A 14828-nucleotide genomic window follows, 5' to 3' on the forward strand; every position below is an offset into this window, starting at 1 on the left:
GCTCAATTCCCCCAGGCGATGTCCCGCTCATCGTGGAAACTGGCGCGAATTCCATGATGTTAGGACAATTGGACCGGTGCATTGGTTCAAATCGGCGGGGCATCTGTCGCGGCGCTTCGCCGGGCTCTCAGTCGCTCGGCAAGTTGAAAGCGAGCATCGCGGCGATATTCCTCGGTCGAGGTCCAGTTCGGCGAAACCCAGCTGGTCCACCCAAGGCGTCCGCTCTGTCCAAGCTTCATCGGGGCCACTGCTCCCGCGGGAATGGCGAGTTCCACCTCCCACTCGAGTTCGTCGCCGATATAGAAGTACACGGCGTCAGCCAGGGGCTCGGACAGGTTAGGCACTTCAGTGGGCAGGAACTGCTCGTATTGAGCGAAATCCTTCACGAAAACGCGAACCCTGATCTTGTCTTCGACACTGAACACCCGCGAGCCCAGAAGCGCGTCGTGGCCGAGCCTGGCGTGCGCCGCCCCGAGGTGGCTGCAATGGCTCGCCTCGAACGGGAGCCAGGTGCCGACAAATTCGTCGATCTCGACCCCGACGTCGAACAGCCCCTGCAGCAGCCGGGCCAGTCGTGACGCGGATTTCGCCCTAGGTGAGACCAGTCCAGCGAAGCTGAGCTTCGCCATGTCTGGTACCGTGTCTCGATTAGCAAAGATATCAGAGCCAAGGCCGGCAAAGGAGCCGACATAGGCGATGAAGCGGTCATCCAATGGCCTGTCATGCTGCGCGATCGGCCGTGCGTCCGCCCAGGCACGAAAGAACAATTGCAGAAAGCGTCCATTGAGAAGGTCGAGAAAGCGCGGAAAGGCGTCATCTCGCATCAACTGCCAGCCGACGCTCTCGTCGGTGGTGGCCAGAGGCAGTGCGCCTTGCGGTCCAAGCAGACCGAGGAATTTGACCAGGATTCTGAGCCTGCCATCGCGGTCGTCGACTGAGCTCAGATTGGACGCGGGAAATTCCAGATAGGGAGATTGACCGAGGTCAACAAATTCGTCGCGCCGCGCGGCACTGTCGCCGATCCGCGGCCGATCCGGGTTGGATCGCTCTAGCCGGCGGAGCGTCTGGAAGAAATCGAACCGCCAGGGCTCGGCCTTCATCTGGTCGATCAGCATTACAGCGGCCTCCTTGTGCCCATGCGGGCCGGCCAGCGCATGATCTCGCCGCGTTCCGAAGTCGATATGACCGTTTGGGTGAAGGTGTTGAAGCCCGAATAGTCGGCGAAGAAGCGTTCCAGCACGGCCCCGAGCAGGAACACGCCACTGCCTTCGAATGCCTTCTCGTCGAGTGTGACGGTGATCTCTAGGCCGCGCGCTGCGCCACTGCCGGTACGCTCACGCACCCGCCGCACCACGGGCCTGCTCTCGACGCTGCGCACGCCGCGAATCTTTCGTTCCGTAGCGTCGTCGAACTGGTCGGCGAACAATGACAGCATCTCCCGCAGTGCTCCGGCGTTCTTGCCGCCGCCGCGTTCTACGAGGCCGAGATAGTTCAAACTCAGCATGTTGATCAGGCGCCAACTGACAACACCGCTATTGGCGATTTCGCTGCGACTGCGCAACTGCGCCACCACCGGCTCGCGTGGCCTGGTGGGCCCTGCTATGCACATCAGCTCGAGCGAGGTGTCATCCAGCAGGCGAAAGTCGGCTCCGCCTTGGCCGACCGGCAGATGTTCCGTGAGATGCCGGTTGGAGCACAACGCCCGGACGCTCAGTTCGGCGGCGGATCCGTCGCCGCTCAGGTCGCGGGGCTCGAGCAGCGAAAGGAACATGTCCGTCCCGGTGTAGTCGGAGGCCGTGCCATATGTCTTTTCCTCGACGGTGCGGCGCCGTGGAAGCCGACGAACTGTAAAATAAAGTCCCTCGACCGATGCGGCCGTGCGGTCGACTGCGGCGGAGTACAGCGGACGCACGTGCCGCTTGTCTTTTTCTGCGGGAAAGTGCGCGTAAACCTCCAGCACCTGGTGCGGCTCGTATTCGAGATAGCGGCTTCGGTCGGGCACCACGTGGTATTCGTGCGTATTCGATTTGACCGGGATGCGATCAGTGGTCTTCTCGAACAGGTTGATTGCCGGGGCAGTGTAGAGACTGAAAGTCTCTGCTCGGACGGAGGCCGCAAGCCGTGAGTTGTGCTCATCGAACGCGAAGACGATATCGATTGACTTGCCGCGCAACCGCGGCATCACAGCGCGAAGTCCCGTCAGATTGATGCCAAGGAACTTGCGCGGAAACACGAAATACTCCCGCAACAACTCCGAGCCGCGAAAGACCCGGTTATCGTTAGGAAACAGCGATTCGTTCTCGCCGAAGCCGACTTGTTGCACACAGTCGTTCGGGGCCCGGATGACGACCGGATCGCCGAAATCGTCGAGATAGCGAAAGTAGACATTGATGCAGTTCGAAGTCAGCTGTTCGTAGAGCGCGATAGCGTCGGATTCGGCGCCGGTCAGATAGATGGGCAATTCGCTGGTGCGGCAGCCCGCGAACCAGGTTTCCGGCCTGTTGCGAGCTTCCGCGTCTGCCGGCTCTTCGTCGAGCCGCGCGGCGGTCCGGTGGGTCAGGGAAAGCCTGAGCCCCGCAATGACCTCTCCGCCGACCGGAATCCCGAGGGCCTGCAATGCGCCCGCAGTGGCAAAATATTCGGCGCCGGTGACGTCGAAGGGCCAAAGCACTATATCGCGGCACAGCCGGAATCGGCAGGCGAGGCTCCGTTCCCTTTCGCGATAGCTCGCATCGAAGTAGGCGCCCCGGCCGATTTTCCTGCCGTCGCGCAATGCCGGATCGGCATAGGTTGGCTGTGCCTTGACCAGCATGGCAGACGGAGTTGGCGCGAGATAGTTCGGAACCAGCTGTTCGAGCAAGTTTGCCGTGAACTCCGGGAATTCGTGCTTGAGCTTAAGCTGAACGCGAGCAGCAAGGAATGCGGCGCCTTCGAGCAAGCCCGAAATCATCGGATCTGAGCGATCGCGGATCAGCCCCCCGAGGCGCTCCGCGATACCAGGATATTCCTTGGCAAAGTCTTCCGCATGCTCGTACAGCAGCGACAGTTCACGGTTGTAAAAATCGAGGAACTCGCGGTTCATGCTATGGTCGATTGATCTGGATATCGCCGCTGTCGAGGTCGACGTCCGCGACGAATTCCACGGGCACGTTGAGCGGCTCGCACTTCAGGTCGGACTGCACGACAAAGCGCAGCTTGAGCTGTTCGGGGCTTACGGAGGTGTCGCGCCGCACCCGGATGGACTTGCGATCGAGTCGCGGCTCATACGTCGTAAGCGACATGCGCAGGGCGTCGCTGAGCTCTTCGTCCGTGACCTCGTCGACCGAACGGTTTGCGATGTCGGGGAAACCATAGTTCAAAATCGAGGTGCGGACGCAGCCGCGGCCGGTCAGGTCGAGCGTCGATTCGAGGGCAATGGTATTGAGGAGCGTTTCGACGTCATGCGAAACCTCCCGCCTTAGCAGCGTTTCCGAGATCGGGAAACGACCAGTGCTGCGCCGTCCCGCTATGACCCGCTCACCGAACTGATCGCGCAGTTCGAGTGGCTTGCGCGCATCACGCGCGTCATAAGCCGCACGAAAGGCCAGCATCAATGGTGGAGAGAGCCGGTCCTTCTTTGGCGTAACAGTCATTGACGATCTCCGTACCGCCGACGCCGATTGCCATTCTCGGCAGCCGGCGCCAGACAGGAAGCTACGATCAGGCCCATTCCTTGTTGGCCGGAACGTCCCAGCCGAAGGTCGGCGATGCGCCGGCGCCGCCCTTTTCCGTCTGGGTCTTGTAGGTCATCTTCACCTTCGCGAAGTTCAAGCTCACATTTTCGGTGAGACGATCTTCGCCATGCGATCCGCCGGTCGATACGCTGGAGACCAGGACGTGCTTCATCTCGATCTTGAGATACTCCAGCGGATTTTCACCGGCCTTGCGGACAGTCAGGATCGCGGTGTCGATGTGCTTGCCGTTGGCGCAGACCTTGAAGAGTTCAGGCGTCGCCTTGTCGACGAAGTGCGTGAAGTGGAGATCCTGAACGTTGACCTTGCCGGCGCCACCGCCTGACCCGCTGTGGAAGGTGCCGCTTTGGCTCTCGCCAAAGGACCAGCTCAAAATGTCGATCTCGTCCTTGTGCTTGTCGTCAAGCGACTCGCCCTTGATCGGATCGAGCTTCAAAAAGATATCGACAGCCATACTATAGCCCTTTCAAAAAACCTGGATGAGTGACGGTTGCGATAACGCGGCGTCAGGAGCTCGGGCCTGGCAGGCGCGAAACAAGGCTGAGGCCGACGTCCATCGCTTCCAATTGAAAGTGTGGACGGAGAAAGAAGCGCGCGTTGTAGTATCCCGGGTTCTCCTCGTTTGCTATGACCTCGACTTTCGCAGCGGCCAGCGGCTTGCGCGCTTTCTGCGCCTCTGACGATAAGGCCGGATTGGCATCAACGTACTCGTTGATCCAGGTCTGCAGCCAGACCGTCAGCTCATCCTTTTCCTTCATGGACCCGATCTTGTCGCGAACCATGCATTTCAGGTAGTGCGCAAAGCGGGACACTGCGAACATGTAAGGCAGACGTGACGACAGGTTGTCGGATGCGGTTGCGTCCACACCCTTCTCGCCGAAGTATTTCTTCGGCTTGTAGAGCGACTGGGCACCGATGAAGGCGGCCTTGTCGGTGTTCTTGCGATGGATCAGCGGGATAAGGCCCGCCTTTGCAAGCTCGTGCTCGCGGCGATCGCTGATGGCGATCTCGGTGGGGCATTTCAGGTCGACGCCACCGTCGTCGGTCGGGAATGTGTGCGTCGGCAGGTTGATGACCTCGCCGCCCGACTGCACACCGCGGATACGCGTGCACCAGCCGAACTCCTTGAAGGCGCGGTTGATGTTGACTGCCATCGCATAGGCGGCGTTAATCCAGCCGTATTTGTCACCGGTGTGTCCGTCCGTCTCCTCTTCGAAGGCGAATTCTTCCACGGGCTCCGATTTGGCGCCGTAGGGGAGGCGGCCCAGCGCACGCGGCATGCAAAGGCCGAGATAGCGCGAGTCGTCCTGGTCGCGCAGTCCCTTCCATGCGGCATATTCCGGCGTGTCGAACACCTTGCCGATGTCACGAGGGTTGGACAGTTCGGTCCACGAGTCCATTCCCATCAGCGTAGGCTCGGCCCCGCTGAAGAAGGGGGCATGGGCGGCGCCCGCGATCTTGCTGAGATCACGGAGCAACTGTACGTCGGTGGGCAGATGGCTGAAGTAATAGTCGCCGATCAGGCAGCCGAATGGCTCGCCGCCCAGCTGGCCAAATTCGTACTCGTAGATCTGCTTAAACAGCGGGCTCTGATCCCAGCGGGCATCGGGATAAAGCCGCAGGTTCCGGTACAGCTCGGTCTTGGAGACGTTCATCACTCGGATCTTGAGGTTCGCGTCGGTCTCGGAATTGAAGACGAGGTAGTGCAGGCCGCGCCAGGCGCTCTCGATCGCCTGGAATTCGGGTGTGTGCAGGATCTCGTTCATCTGCGCGGTCAGCTTCTGATCGATCCGGGCGATCATCTCCTCGATGGTGTCGAGCACGTCCGACTTGATGACGCTGGTGTCCTTGAGCGCCTCTTGAACCAGCGTCGACACCGCGTTCTCGACTTCGGTCGCCGCGCGTTCGGTGCGCGGTTTGAAGCTTTGCTTCAGCAGGGCAGCGAACTCGTCAGCCTCGACGGTTCCGACCTGGGTGGTGGTCCCTTTATGGGTAGCTTCTTTTGCCATGGTCCCCATTCCTTCCCTTAGCTGTTGGTGTCGGATTCGGACGACTGGCTGGTCGCGCGCTCGCGCAGCGCGGCCATCAGTTGAGGATCAGCAAGGAGTTTCTTCAGCTGGTCCTCGGCGCCCACCTTGCCATCCATGTAGCGCAGCAGGTTGGCGAGCTGTTCGCGCGCTTCGAGCAGCTTGGCTGTCGCCGGCACTTGACGGGCGACCGCCACCGGCGTGAAGTCCGACATTTTATTGAAGCGCAGGTTGACGGATATCTTTTCGTCAGACCCATCGTTGAGACGATTGGCGACACGTGTCGTCACGCCGGGCTGGATCGCCGCCATGCGGTTGTCGAAATTGTCCATGTCGAACTCGAGGAACTTGCGCTCCTCGACCTTCGCCTTCTCGACGCCGGGGTTGTTGCCCGAAAGATCGGACAGGACGCCCATGACAAACGGCAGTTCGATCAGCCGCTCGGCGTCGTACGGATCTTCGTAAGTGATGTGCACGCGCGGTGCGCGGTTTCGGCGAATGAATTTTTGACCGCTGTCGGTTGCCATTGGGTTGCCCTCTTCACAAAATCTGTGCGGAAGCCGACTTGCGCGACGCAGGCTGGGGAAGTGCCTCGGTCCTTCGTCAGCGGAGCTTCCTTCTCTCTTAGTCCCGTCGAATCGAAGGCGGGTTCAATTCGATTTGTCGATCGCCTTCAGAGCGCCCTCAGGCAGGACGTCACTCAGCAGGCTGAGGAAATCTCGTTGTGCGAGTTCGCGCGCGCGATCGACTAGGAACGGGATCGGGCTGGATGGCTCCGCGGCGCGGAAGAAAGCCGCAACTTTGGTCAGTAAATCCAACGCCTGCGCTCTGTTTTCTGCTGAGATAACAGCATCTTGACCGCTACTTTCGGCCGTGGATGGGAGCGATGTGGCGAATTCCGCCATGCGCTCGATCGGCAGGTCGAAAACTTTGTCGCGACCAATATTGATGGCGGCACTTTCGACGTGGGCGGGCATCAGCATCCGCATCACCTCGATAAACGATTTGCCGACCATGCCCTGCGCCTGCCGCACCAGCAAGAGCGCCGGGCTCGACGGTTCCTTTCGCGCGAAATAGTCGGCAGCCACCGCCAGCGCAGCGGATGCCTGTCCCGGTGAGGTCACGGCGCCGGCCGTTTCAATGGGAAGCTGCTGGTCGTTTTGAGCAGTTTCGTCCCGGGATGGGGCAAGTGCGGCTGGATCGCGTGCGGTGACGAGAGCCGCGAGCCAGTTGGCCATGCCGTTCGCGACACCCGCAAGCCTGTCGAGGCTGATGGGTTGCCCCGAGTTCAACTTTTCGCGCCAAACCGATTTGATGTCGGCAATCTCGGCCGCGACCGCGGAACAGCGGGCGCTCACCGCTTTGAGGGTGTCGAGATCGGTCTCACCGACAATGCGCTCGATGGTTCCGAGATCGGGCATGTCGACGTCGGCGTCAGCGGCGGGAATTTCGCCCTTGGCAATCTGATAGGCACGGTAGTTGAGGCTGCCGTGCCTGCGATTTTCGATCAGGGGAAGGAATTGGAGCGGGTTGATCACCGTCGGAAACACGTCGATCGCCTCGACGGTGACGGCGCGAAAAGCATAGTCGCCGTCCTCGCCCCTCGGGTGAACCGCTTCCCATTGTTCACGAAGCAGCAGGGTGGTCGCCTTCAGGCAGCTGAGAAAGCCGTCAAGATCGCGGTTCAGGATGGAGAACTTGGCGAGCAGCATGGTCAGACGCAGATCGCGAGTGCGTGCCAAGAGCGGCTGCGCAGCGGCGAACTGGCCGGCAATGTCGATGGCCTTTGGGTCGAAGCGTCCGCGCTCTCCGTTGGCGTTGACGACCTCGAAATACGACATCGGAAGCAGCGATTCCGCAGCTGCGAAGAAGTTCAGGTACTGGACATCCCCGGCCGCATCCAGGTCTGGCCCGCAGGGATCGTCCGGGGCTATGGGTTGGGTCAGGGATGTGACATCGAGCATGCAAAGATGGTCCGTCGGCGGGGCCCTGGCCCCTATTGCCAAGTCCGTCACAAGTGACGGATCGGGCGGGGATCATGATCCGGTTGTCTGTTAGGTCAGCTTAACGATGGCCTTGGTTCATTCCCGGCGGCCACGACCGTTTCGCGTGAACCAACAAGCTCTTGGAGCCGACTACATGAGTGCCAGGATAGTTCCATCGGGCGCGTGCTTTGGCGCGCCAAGAGAGGACACCGGGCGGATTTGTCGGTCATCCTACCGATGGCTGGCTCGGATTTCAGTTGTTTCGTGCTTGACGACCTGATGCGCCGGTTGCGCGAACCGTTCGGCCAGCGAAGGAGTTTAACGCCCACATGGGCCAGCTTACCCAGGATACCCGCCTTTGCGAGCTCAAGACCCCCCTTGGCAAGGACGTTCTGGTTTTTGTCAGGTTCGAGGCCTCTGAAGGTCTGAGTGAACTGTTCGAATATCGTATCGAGGGCCTCAGCGAGGACGCCGATCTCGACTTCGATCGCGCGATCGGCCAGCAGTGCACGCTCACCATCAAATTGCACGGGAAGGAGCGCGAGTTCAGCGGCATTCTCACGGAAGCGCAGTGGCTCGGGGTCAAGAACGACTATTTCAGCTACCGGATCGTGCTGAGACCCTGGTTATGGCTGCTGTCGCGCACCACCGATTGCAGGATTTTTCAGGACAAGAAGGCGCCCGACATCATCAAGGAGGTCTTCAACGAGCGCGGCTTCACGGATTATGAGTCCAAGCTTACCGAAGAGGGCTCCTGTCCAAAGCTCGAGTACTGCGTTCAGTATCGCGAGACCGATCTGGATTTCGTATGCCGGCTGATGGAGCAGCACGGCATCTACTACTTCTTCAAGCATGAGGGTGGCAAGCATACGCTGGTGCTGGCTGACTCCAAGTCCTCGCACAGCCCAATCAACGGTCTCGCAAAGATCCCCTATGTCCCGCTGACCGGATCCGACCGCCGCGAGGAGCAGCATATTTATGAATGGGTTTCCGAGCGTCGGTTTCGCACCGGCAAGTTCGAGCTCAACGACTACAACTACCAGAAACCCAACGCGCAGATGATCAGCGACGCCAAGGGCTCCGAGCACTACACGCGATCCGAGATGGAGTTCTACGACTATCCCGGCAAGTTCAAGGAGAAATCCGACGGCGAGCGATACGCCAAGATCCAGCTCCAGGCCGAGCAGGCGATGGATCGGCGCCGTCGCGGCAACGGCGACGCAGTCAACCTGTTCCCCGGCGGACTAACCAAGCTCGAGAAGCACTCGAAAGACTCGCAGAACGTTGAATATCTCGTCGTACGAGCAGCTCACTCGTTTTCCATCGAGTCCTACCGCACTGGGGGGCCCGGCGACGGCGGACAGCACGTCTACTTCGGCAGCTATGAATTTCTGCCAAGCGATCGGCCGTTTCGATCTCCCATGATGACGCCGAAGCCGAGGATCAATGGTATCCAGACGGCCAAGGTCGTCACCAAGGACGACAATTCGAGCGAGGAGATCGACGTCGAGTCGTTGGGCGAAATCTATGTTCGCTTCTTCTGGGATCGAAAGAAGAAGCGATCGTGCCGGTTGCGCGTGGCCCAAGTCTGGTCCGGCAAGCGCTGGGGCGGTCAGATCATCCCGCGCGTCGGGCAGGAAGTCGTCGTGGAATTCCTGGAAGGAGACCCCGACCGGCCCTTGGTGATCGGCACGGTGTATAACGATGAATACAAGCTGCCCTACGATTTGCCGTCCAAGAAGACGATCGCGGGATTGAAATCCGACTCGACCAAGGGAGGGGGCGGTTACAACGAATGGAACTTTGAGGACAAGAAAGGGTCCGAGAAGATCACCCTGCACGCCGAAAAGGACTACGACGTGACGGTCCGCGACACCGAGACCAGGACCATCGGTGAAGCAGCGTTCGGCGGCGATACCCGCAAGACCACGCTCAAGAACGGCAATGACAAGCTTGATATCGAATTGGGCGGTCAGCACATCAAGCTGGCGATGGATCAGTCCGTCAATGCGGGGCTGAGCATCACCCTCACGGCCAATGTCAACATCACCCTCCAAGTTGGTCCCAGCCAGATCATCCTGTCCCCCGCCGGAATAGTCATCAACGCACCGACCATCACCATGACCGCGCAGGCCGCCATGGCTCTCGCGGCCGGCGGCCCGTTGGTTGCCCACGGCACACCAACCATTGTCGGCTGACGCCATGGGTCAAGTTCGGTTCAGCACAGTCCGCGATCTGTTTGAAGCCTATCCGCTGGCGCGTTACGACGTCGGCAATGCCGCCCCGGACAAGTTGTCGTTGGATTTCCTGCAGGAGGCCGCTGATGCAGGCAACTGGCACCAGGCTGTATCCTTTTGCGCGTACCTGCTCCCTAGGCGCGTGGCCGTCGCCTGGGGATGTCGCTCGTTGCGGCAGATGTTCGATAGTTTCGACGGCAACGAAGGCAGGTCACTCAACTTTGCCGAGACCTGGGTCCGGCAGCCAGACGAGCAATCGCGTAACAAGGCGTTGGCGGTCGGCAATGCCAACGATCCCGAGCAGCCGGCGACTTGGCTGGCGCTGGCGGCGGGCTGGTCTGGCGGGAGCGTCGTCCCTGCGGAATTTGCCCCGGTCGAAGCCAAGCCAGATCAGACGGCGCGGGCGGTTCGCGCGGCTCTTTTGATCGGACTTTGCCGGCTTACCCGTGAGTCCAGGGACCGGATAATGACGGCCTGCCTGGAGGATGGTATTCAATTGGCACGCGGCGAACCGCGCCCTCTGCGCTGACGAGACGATGTGATGGTGCTTCGCTTCAACATCGAGAACGAGCCCAACCTCCCCGATGGCGGACCTGTGTCATTTACGGTCACCGGCCGGCGCTCGGTCGATATAGGCCGCGATCGTCATCTCGATTGGACATTGCCCGATCCGTCTCGGATGATTTCGGGGAAGCATTGCGAGGTCCATTATCGCGACGGTGGCTACTGGTTGCACGACGTCTCGACCAACGGCACCTTTCTCAACGGTGCCGACCAGCGCATGCGGGGAGCGCATCGGCTACGCAATGGCGATCGGCTCGTCATCGGCCATTATGTCATTGGCGTTTCGCTGGACCTGGACGAGCGTGCCGAGGGCACCCCGAGCCATGGCGCGCAGCAGCAAGCTCCTCTCGCGCAGCAGCACGCCGATTATCAGGAACTTTGGGTTCCCGATCGCGACGTGCCGCCGCCAATCGACCCCCAGCAGTTGAGAAGGCCGCGCGAAGCAGCGCGGCCCGTCAATGCGGAATTCCTTGATTGGGCGGCGAGCGTTCCGCCGGCGGGCGTCGACCCCGTCCGGCCGCAGATGCCTCAACGGGAGACGCCTCTGCACGACGACATGAGCTGGGCAGCCGGTCCAGTCGCTACGCCAAACCCGCCGGTCGACGTGCTGCACGCGATGCCGACGCCGCGCCGACCATCGGTCTGGGCCGACGATGAAGCGGCTGTCCCGCCACCGCCGGCGCCGCCACCGGCAGGGCATGCGGAAGCGCCGCGGCCGCGGGTGGCCGAGCCGGCACCGGCTACGGCCGCGCCGATCGGGAGTCCCGAATTTGCGCGCTTGGTGGCACGTGCTGCCGGACTGCCGGAGAATTTCTTCGCCGACAAGACCGAGGCCGAACTCGCGGAGCAGCTGGGCGTCATACTGCGCATGACCGTGGACAACTTAATGGCTCTGCTGCAGGCACGGACCCAGGCCAAGCAGCTGACGCGCAGCACCAGTCAAACCACCATCCAGGCCATCGAGAACAATCCGCTTAAATTCTCGCCGACCGCGGAAGACGCCATGCGTATCCTGTTCGGGCCGCCGACGCGCAGTTATCTCGATGCGCCGCATGCCTTCGCGCAGGGCTTCAAGGACCTCAAATCCCATCAATTGAAGACCTATGCGGCAATGCAGCATGCCGTCAGGGGGCTGATCGCCAGTATCGATCCGACGCTGATGGCGCGTGAGCTCGAGCTTCAGCGCGGCGCAAGATCCTTTTTCGGCTCGAATAAGAGTAAGTTGTGGGATGAATTCTTGACGCGCTGGAAGGCGCACCTCGGTCGCGACGAAAGCGCGCCGATCGATACCTTCATGCTGCATTTCTCTGAATATTACGACCGCGCAGACAAGTCGGGGTCAAAGTGAACTGTTGGTGACGATGCCGTCGCCGATCATTGCCAAGTGGATGCAGGAATGTCCTGGTACAGCAAAGTATTCTGGTCGGAAGGTCTGTTTCTGCGGCCGCATCATCTGCAGCAGAACGATCGCTATCTCGAGCATCTGCTGGAAAAGCGCGTTCGTTACACAACACCGTACCCATGGGGCTTTGCCCAGCTCGAGATCGATAACGATCTTACTCAACAGAGCAAATTCGCCGTGCGCAGTGCGACCGGTGTCATGCCCGATGGAACGCCGTTCGATATCCCTGCTGACAGTCCGATCCCGGAAGCCATCGAAGTGCCAGATTCGGCCGCAGGCCAGATCGTCTGGCTGATGATGCCGGTCGCGGCGCCCAATACGCGGGAGGTGGATGAGGATCGCACTGACAGCGCAAGTCGTTACGTTCGGACTTCCGAAACGTTTATCGATTCAACCTCGGCGCTGCGCATCGAAGAAGAGATCGATATCGTCTATCCGCGGCTGTCGTTCGAGCTACGCAAGACCAGCAAGCCGGGATACATGGGCCTCGGCATCGCCCGCATCCTCGAAGTACGCGACAAGAACATCCTGTTCGACGACAAGTTTGTGCCGCCGATGCTGGTTTGCGCCGCACATGCGGTCGTCGATGGTTGGCTCAATCGAATTATTGGCTGGGTTGAGACCAAACTCGATGAGCTTGCACGCTACGCGGTCGATCCATCGTCCGGCGGCGGTTTGCAGAGTGTCGACTACCTGGTGCTGCAGGTGCTGAACCGGACCATTCCCGTGCTGACTCATTTCAAGCGGTCCGGTAGCGTGCATCCCGAGCGGCTGTACGAAGAACTGCTGAGGTTTGCCGGTGAGCTTGCGACTTTCGCGACCACCGAACGACGCGCACGGGACTACCCGGCGTACGATCACGACAATCTCGAATACGTCTTCACGCCCCTGGTGCGCGACATCCAGGACTTCCTGAGCGCCCGCCTGGGCAGGCGGGCGATCCGTCTGGAGATCATCGAACGAGCCCAGAATGCATTTGTATCGCCGATCCGCGATCGCGCGTTGTTCCGAAATGCTACCTTGGTGCTGGAGGTTGCCGCGCGGCGGCCTCTCGTCGAGATCCAGAATGAATTCCCGCACCTGTTCAAGGTCGGACCCAACACGAAGATGACTGAGATCGTGCACGCAAACCTGCCGGGTTTGACCTTGGTGCATTTGCCGACGCCGCCACCGCACATCCGGGCCATTACAGACCACGTTTATTTCTACCTCGATCGCAAGTCGCCGCTGTGGCCCGAGTTCAGTACTGCGGCCTCGATCGGGATGCACTTCTCCGGCGACTGGCCGGAGCTTGAGTTGTACCTTTGGGCCATCCTGGAAGAGCGGCCATGACCGACAGGGACAAGCCGGTTAATCCTTTCGGTCGGGGTGAGCGGACCATCATCCGTCCGAACCCCGGCGGGAAGATGCCGCCGGCTCCGGCTCCTCAATCTCCAGCGGGCGAGGGACCTGCAAGCCGTCCAGCGTACTCGCCATCGCCCGTGGCTGGGCCGTCATTTTCTCCCGTACCTTCTCCCGTACCGCAGGGCGCAAGCTACGCCGCCCCGCCGACCAGCCAGCCGTCGGAGGAATGGATTTCGACACCGCCGCAGGCTCCGGCGCAGCAACCGATCTTGCCGCCGGGACCGCCATTGCGCGTCGACGATCTGGTCGCGCCAAACGCCAATCCGGTGATGCGCGCCGGCGGCCCCTTACTGCAGTTGCTTGGCCGGCTGCGAGTAGCGCTGATGAGGGCGTCATTCGCGAGCCTGATGGAGCAGGTCGCCGACGCCATCAAGTTCTTCGAGAAGGATATCCGCTCGGCCGGCATTTCCGAGCACCAGGCCAATACCGCGAAGTACATCCTGTGCGCGACCGCCGATGATATTGTGCAGCACATTCCGACCGACGATCGACACGTCTGGGCGCAGTACTCGATGCTCAGCCGGTTCTTCGGCGAACGTGTGGGCGGCGTACGCTTTTTCGAGATTCTCGACCATTTGAAGACTGATCCGCTGGTCAACTATCCAGTGCTCGAACTGCAGCACGCCTGTCTTGCGCTCGGGTTCCAGGGCATTCACCGGACGTCGCCGGGCGGGCTTGCGAACCTCCAGGTGATCCAGCGTAACCTCTATGAAACGCTGCGCCGGGTTCGGCCCAAGCCGACCAACGATTTGTCGCCGCACTGGCGCGGACAGGCCTTGGCCGGTCGGCGGAAGCACTTGCACATTCCCGTTTGGCTGGTGGCGGCCGTGGTCGCCGCGCTGCTGACGGGATCCTATTTTGTGCTGCGGACATTGCTGGCTGGCCGCGCAGAGAATGCCGCGGAAGCAGCGCTGGCATTGCATCCCGGGGATCCAATCGAGCTCAAGCGCCGCGTCGTTGCGCCGCCGCCACCTCCACCTCCGCCGCCACCCCCAGATCGTATTACCCAGCTGCAGCGCATTCGCAACGCGCTTGCGCAGGAGAAGACGGCCTGCGCCATGACGGCGGATCAGACGGCGAGCTTCATCGTGATCAGGGTCTGCGATCTCGCATTGTTTGCCTCGGGCCAGGCAACCATCCTGGATGGCTTCAAGCCGATCGCCGCCCGCGTTGCGGCGACGCTCGAAAAGGAGCCCGGCCGCATCCGAGTGGTTGGCCACACCGACAGCTCGCCGATCCGCACCGTGCGTTTTCCCTCGAATTTCGAATTGTCGGTCGAGCGCGCCAAGGCGGTTGCAGCCGCGCTGAAACCCGGCCTCGCGGATGGTTCGCGCATCGACGTCGACGGCAAGGGATCGGATTCACCGATTGCCAGCAATTCGACACCCGAGGGGCGCGCCAAGAACCGTCGGGTCGAAATCTTCATCGAACGTAGCGAATAGGCGGACGCCACAAGTTCACGCGTAAGCGACAGGTAC

Annotated in this window: 12 protein-coding genes; 5 read left to right on the forward strand and 7 right to left on the reverse strand. The window is 61.0% G+C overall.

Going from position 1 to position 14828, the window contains the following annotated elements; translation table 11 throughout:
- Positions 1-86 precede the first annotated feature (86 nt).
- The 7 genes from tssG to AC066Y_RS27655 form a co-directional block, all read right to left on the reverse strand.
- On the reverse strand, positions 87-1151 hold the full coding sequence (gene tssG, locus AC066Y_RS27625) for a type VI secretion system baseplate subunit TssG (protein WP_478276650.1): 1065 nt from the start codon (positions 1149-1151) through the stop codon (positions 87-89).
- Positions 1115-3082 (reverse strand): type VI secretion system baseplate subunit TssF, encoded by a 1968-nt coding sequence (gene tssF / locus AC066Y_RS27630; protein WP_478276628.1) that lies wholly within the window; start codon positions 3080-3082, stop codon positions 1115-1117. Before tssF ends, tssG begins: the two co-directional genes overlap by 37 nt.
- A 1-nt stretch (position 3083) precedes the next feature.
- Positions 3084-3632: a type VI secretion system baseplate subunit TssE gene (gene tssE / locus AC066Y_RS27635; protein WP_478276629.1), complete on the reverse strand. Its 549-nt coding sequence runs from the start codon at positions 3630-3632 to the stop codon at positions 3084-3086.
- 67 nt (positions 3633-3699) lie between these two features.
- Entirely contained in the window at positions 3700-4185 is a 486-nt protein-coding gene (locus AC066Y_RS27640) for an Hcp family type VI secretion system effector (protein ID WP_163153143.1), read from the reverse strand.
- Positions 4186-4237: 52 nt separating this feature from the next.
- On the reverse strand, positions 4238-5740 hold the full coding sequence (tssC, locus tag AC066Y_RS27645; protein WP_478276651.1) for a type VI secretion system contractile sheath large subunit: 1503 nt from the start codon (positions 5738-5740) through the stop codon (positions 4238-4240).
- Between the two features lie 17 nt (positions 5741-5757).
- Positions 5758-6285, reverse strand: a complete 528-nt coding sequence (gene tssB / locus AC066Y_RS27650) for a type VI secretion system contractile sheath small subunit (protein WP_456760674.1) — start codon at positions 6283-6285, stop codon at positions 5758-5760.
- Positions 6286-6408: 123 nt separating this feature from the next.
- On the reverse strand, positions 6409-7722 hold the full coding sequence (locus tag AC066Y_RS27655) for a type VI secretion system protein TssA (protein ID WP_478276630.1): 1314 nt from the start codon (positions 7720-7722) through the stop codon (positions 6409-6411).
- 350 nt (positions 7723-8072) lie between these two features.
- Between AC066Y_RS27655 and AC066Y_RS27660 the strand changes: the two genes are divergently transcribed.
- From AC066Y_RS27660 to tssL, 5 genes are all read left to right on the forward strand, one after another.
- Positions 8073-9941 (forward strand): type VI secretion system Vgr family protein, encoded by a 1869-nt coding sequence (locus AC066Y_RS27660; protein ID WP_456655157.1) that lies wholly within the window; start codon positions 8073-8075, stop codon positions 9939-9941.
- A gap of 4 nt (positions 9942-9945) precedes the next feature.
- Positions 9946-10509: a DUF6931 family protein gene (locus AC066Y_RS27665; RefSeq protein ID WP_478276631.1), complete on the forward strand. Its 564-nt coding sequence runs from the start codon at positions 9946-9948 to the stop codon at positions 10507-10509.
- Positions 10510-10521: 12 nt separating this feature from the next.
- The gene (tagH, locus tag AC066Y_RS27670; RefSeq protein WP_478276632.1) at positions 10522-11892 is read left to right on the forward strand and encodes a type VI secretion system-associated FHA domain protein TagH; all 1371 of its coding nucleotides are present in this window, start codon (positions 10522-10524) and stop codon (positions 11890-11892) included.
- Between the two features lie 48 nt (positions 11893-11940).
- Positions 11941-13278 (forward strand): type VI secretion system baseplate subunit TssK, encoded by a 1338-nt coding sequence (gene tssK, locus AC066Y_RS27675; RefSeq protein WP_478276633.1) that lies wholly within the window; start codon positions 11941-11943, stop codon positions 13276-13278.
- Between the two features lie 299 nt (positions 13279-13577).
- A complete protein-coding gene (gene tssL, locus AC066Y_RS27680) occupies positions 13578-14792 on the forward strand; it encodes a type VI secretion system protein TssL, long form (protein WP_478276634.1) in 1215 nt (404 codons plus the stop codon).
- Positions 14793-14828: the final 36 nt, after the last annotated feature.

The sequence above is a fragment of the Bradyrhizobium sp. USDA3010 genome, from assembly GCF_056429065.1.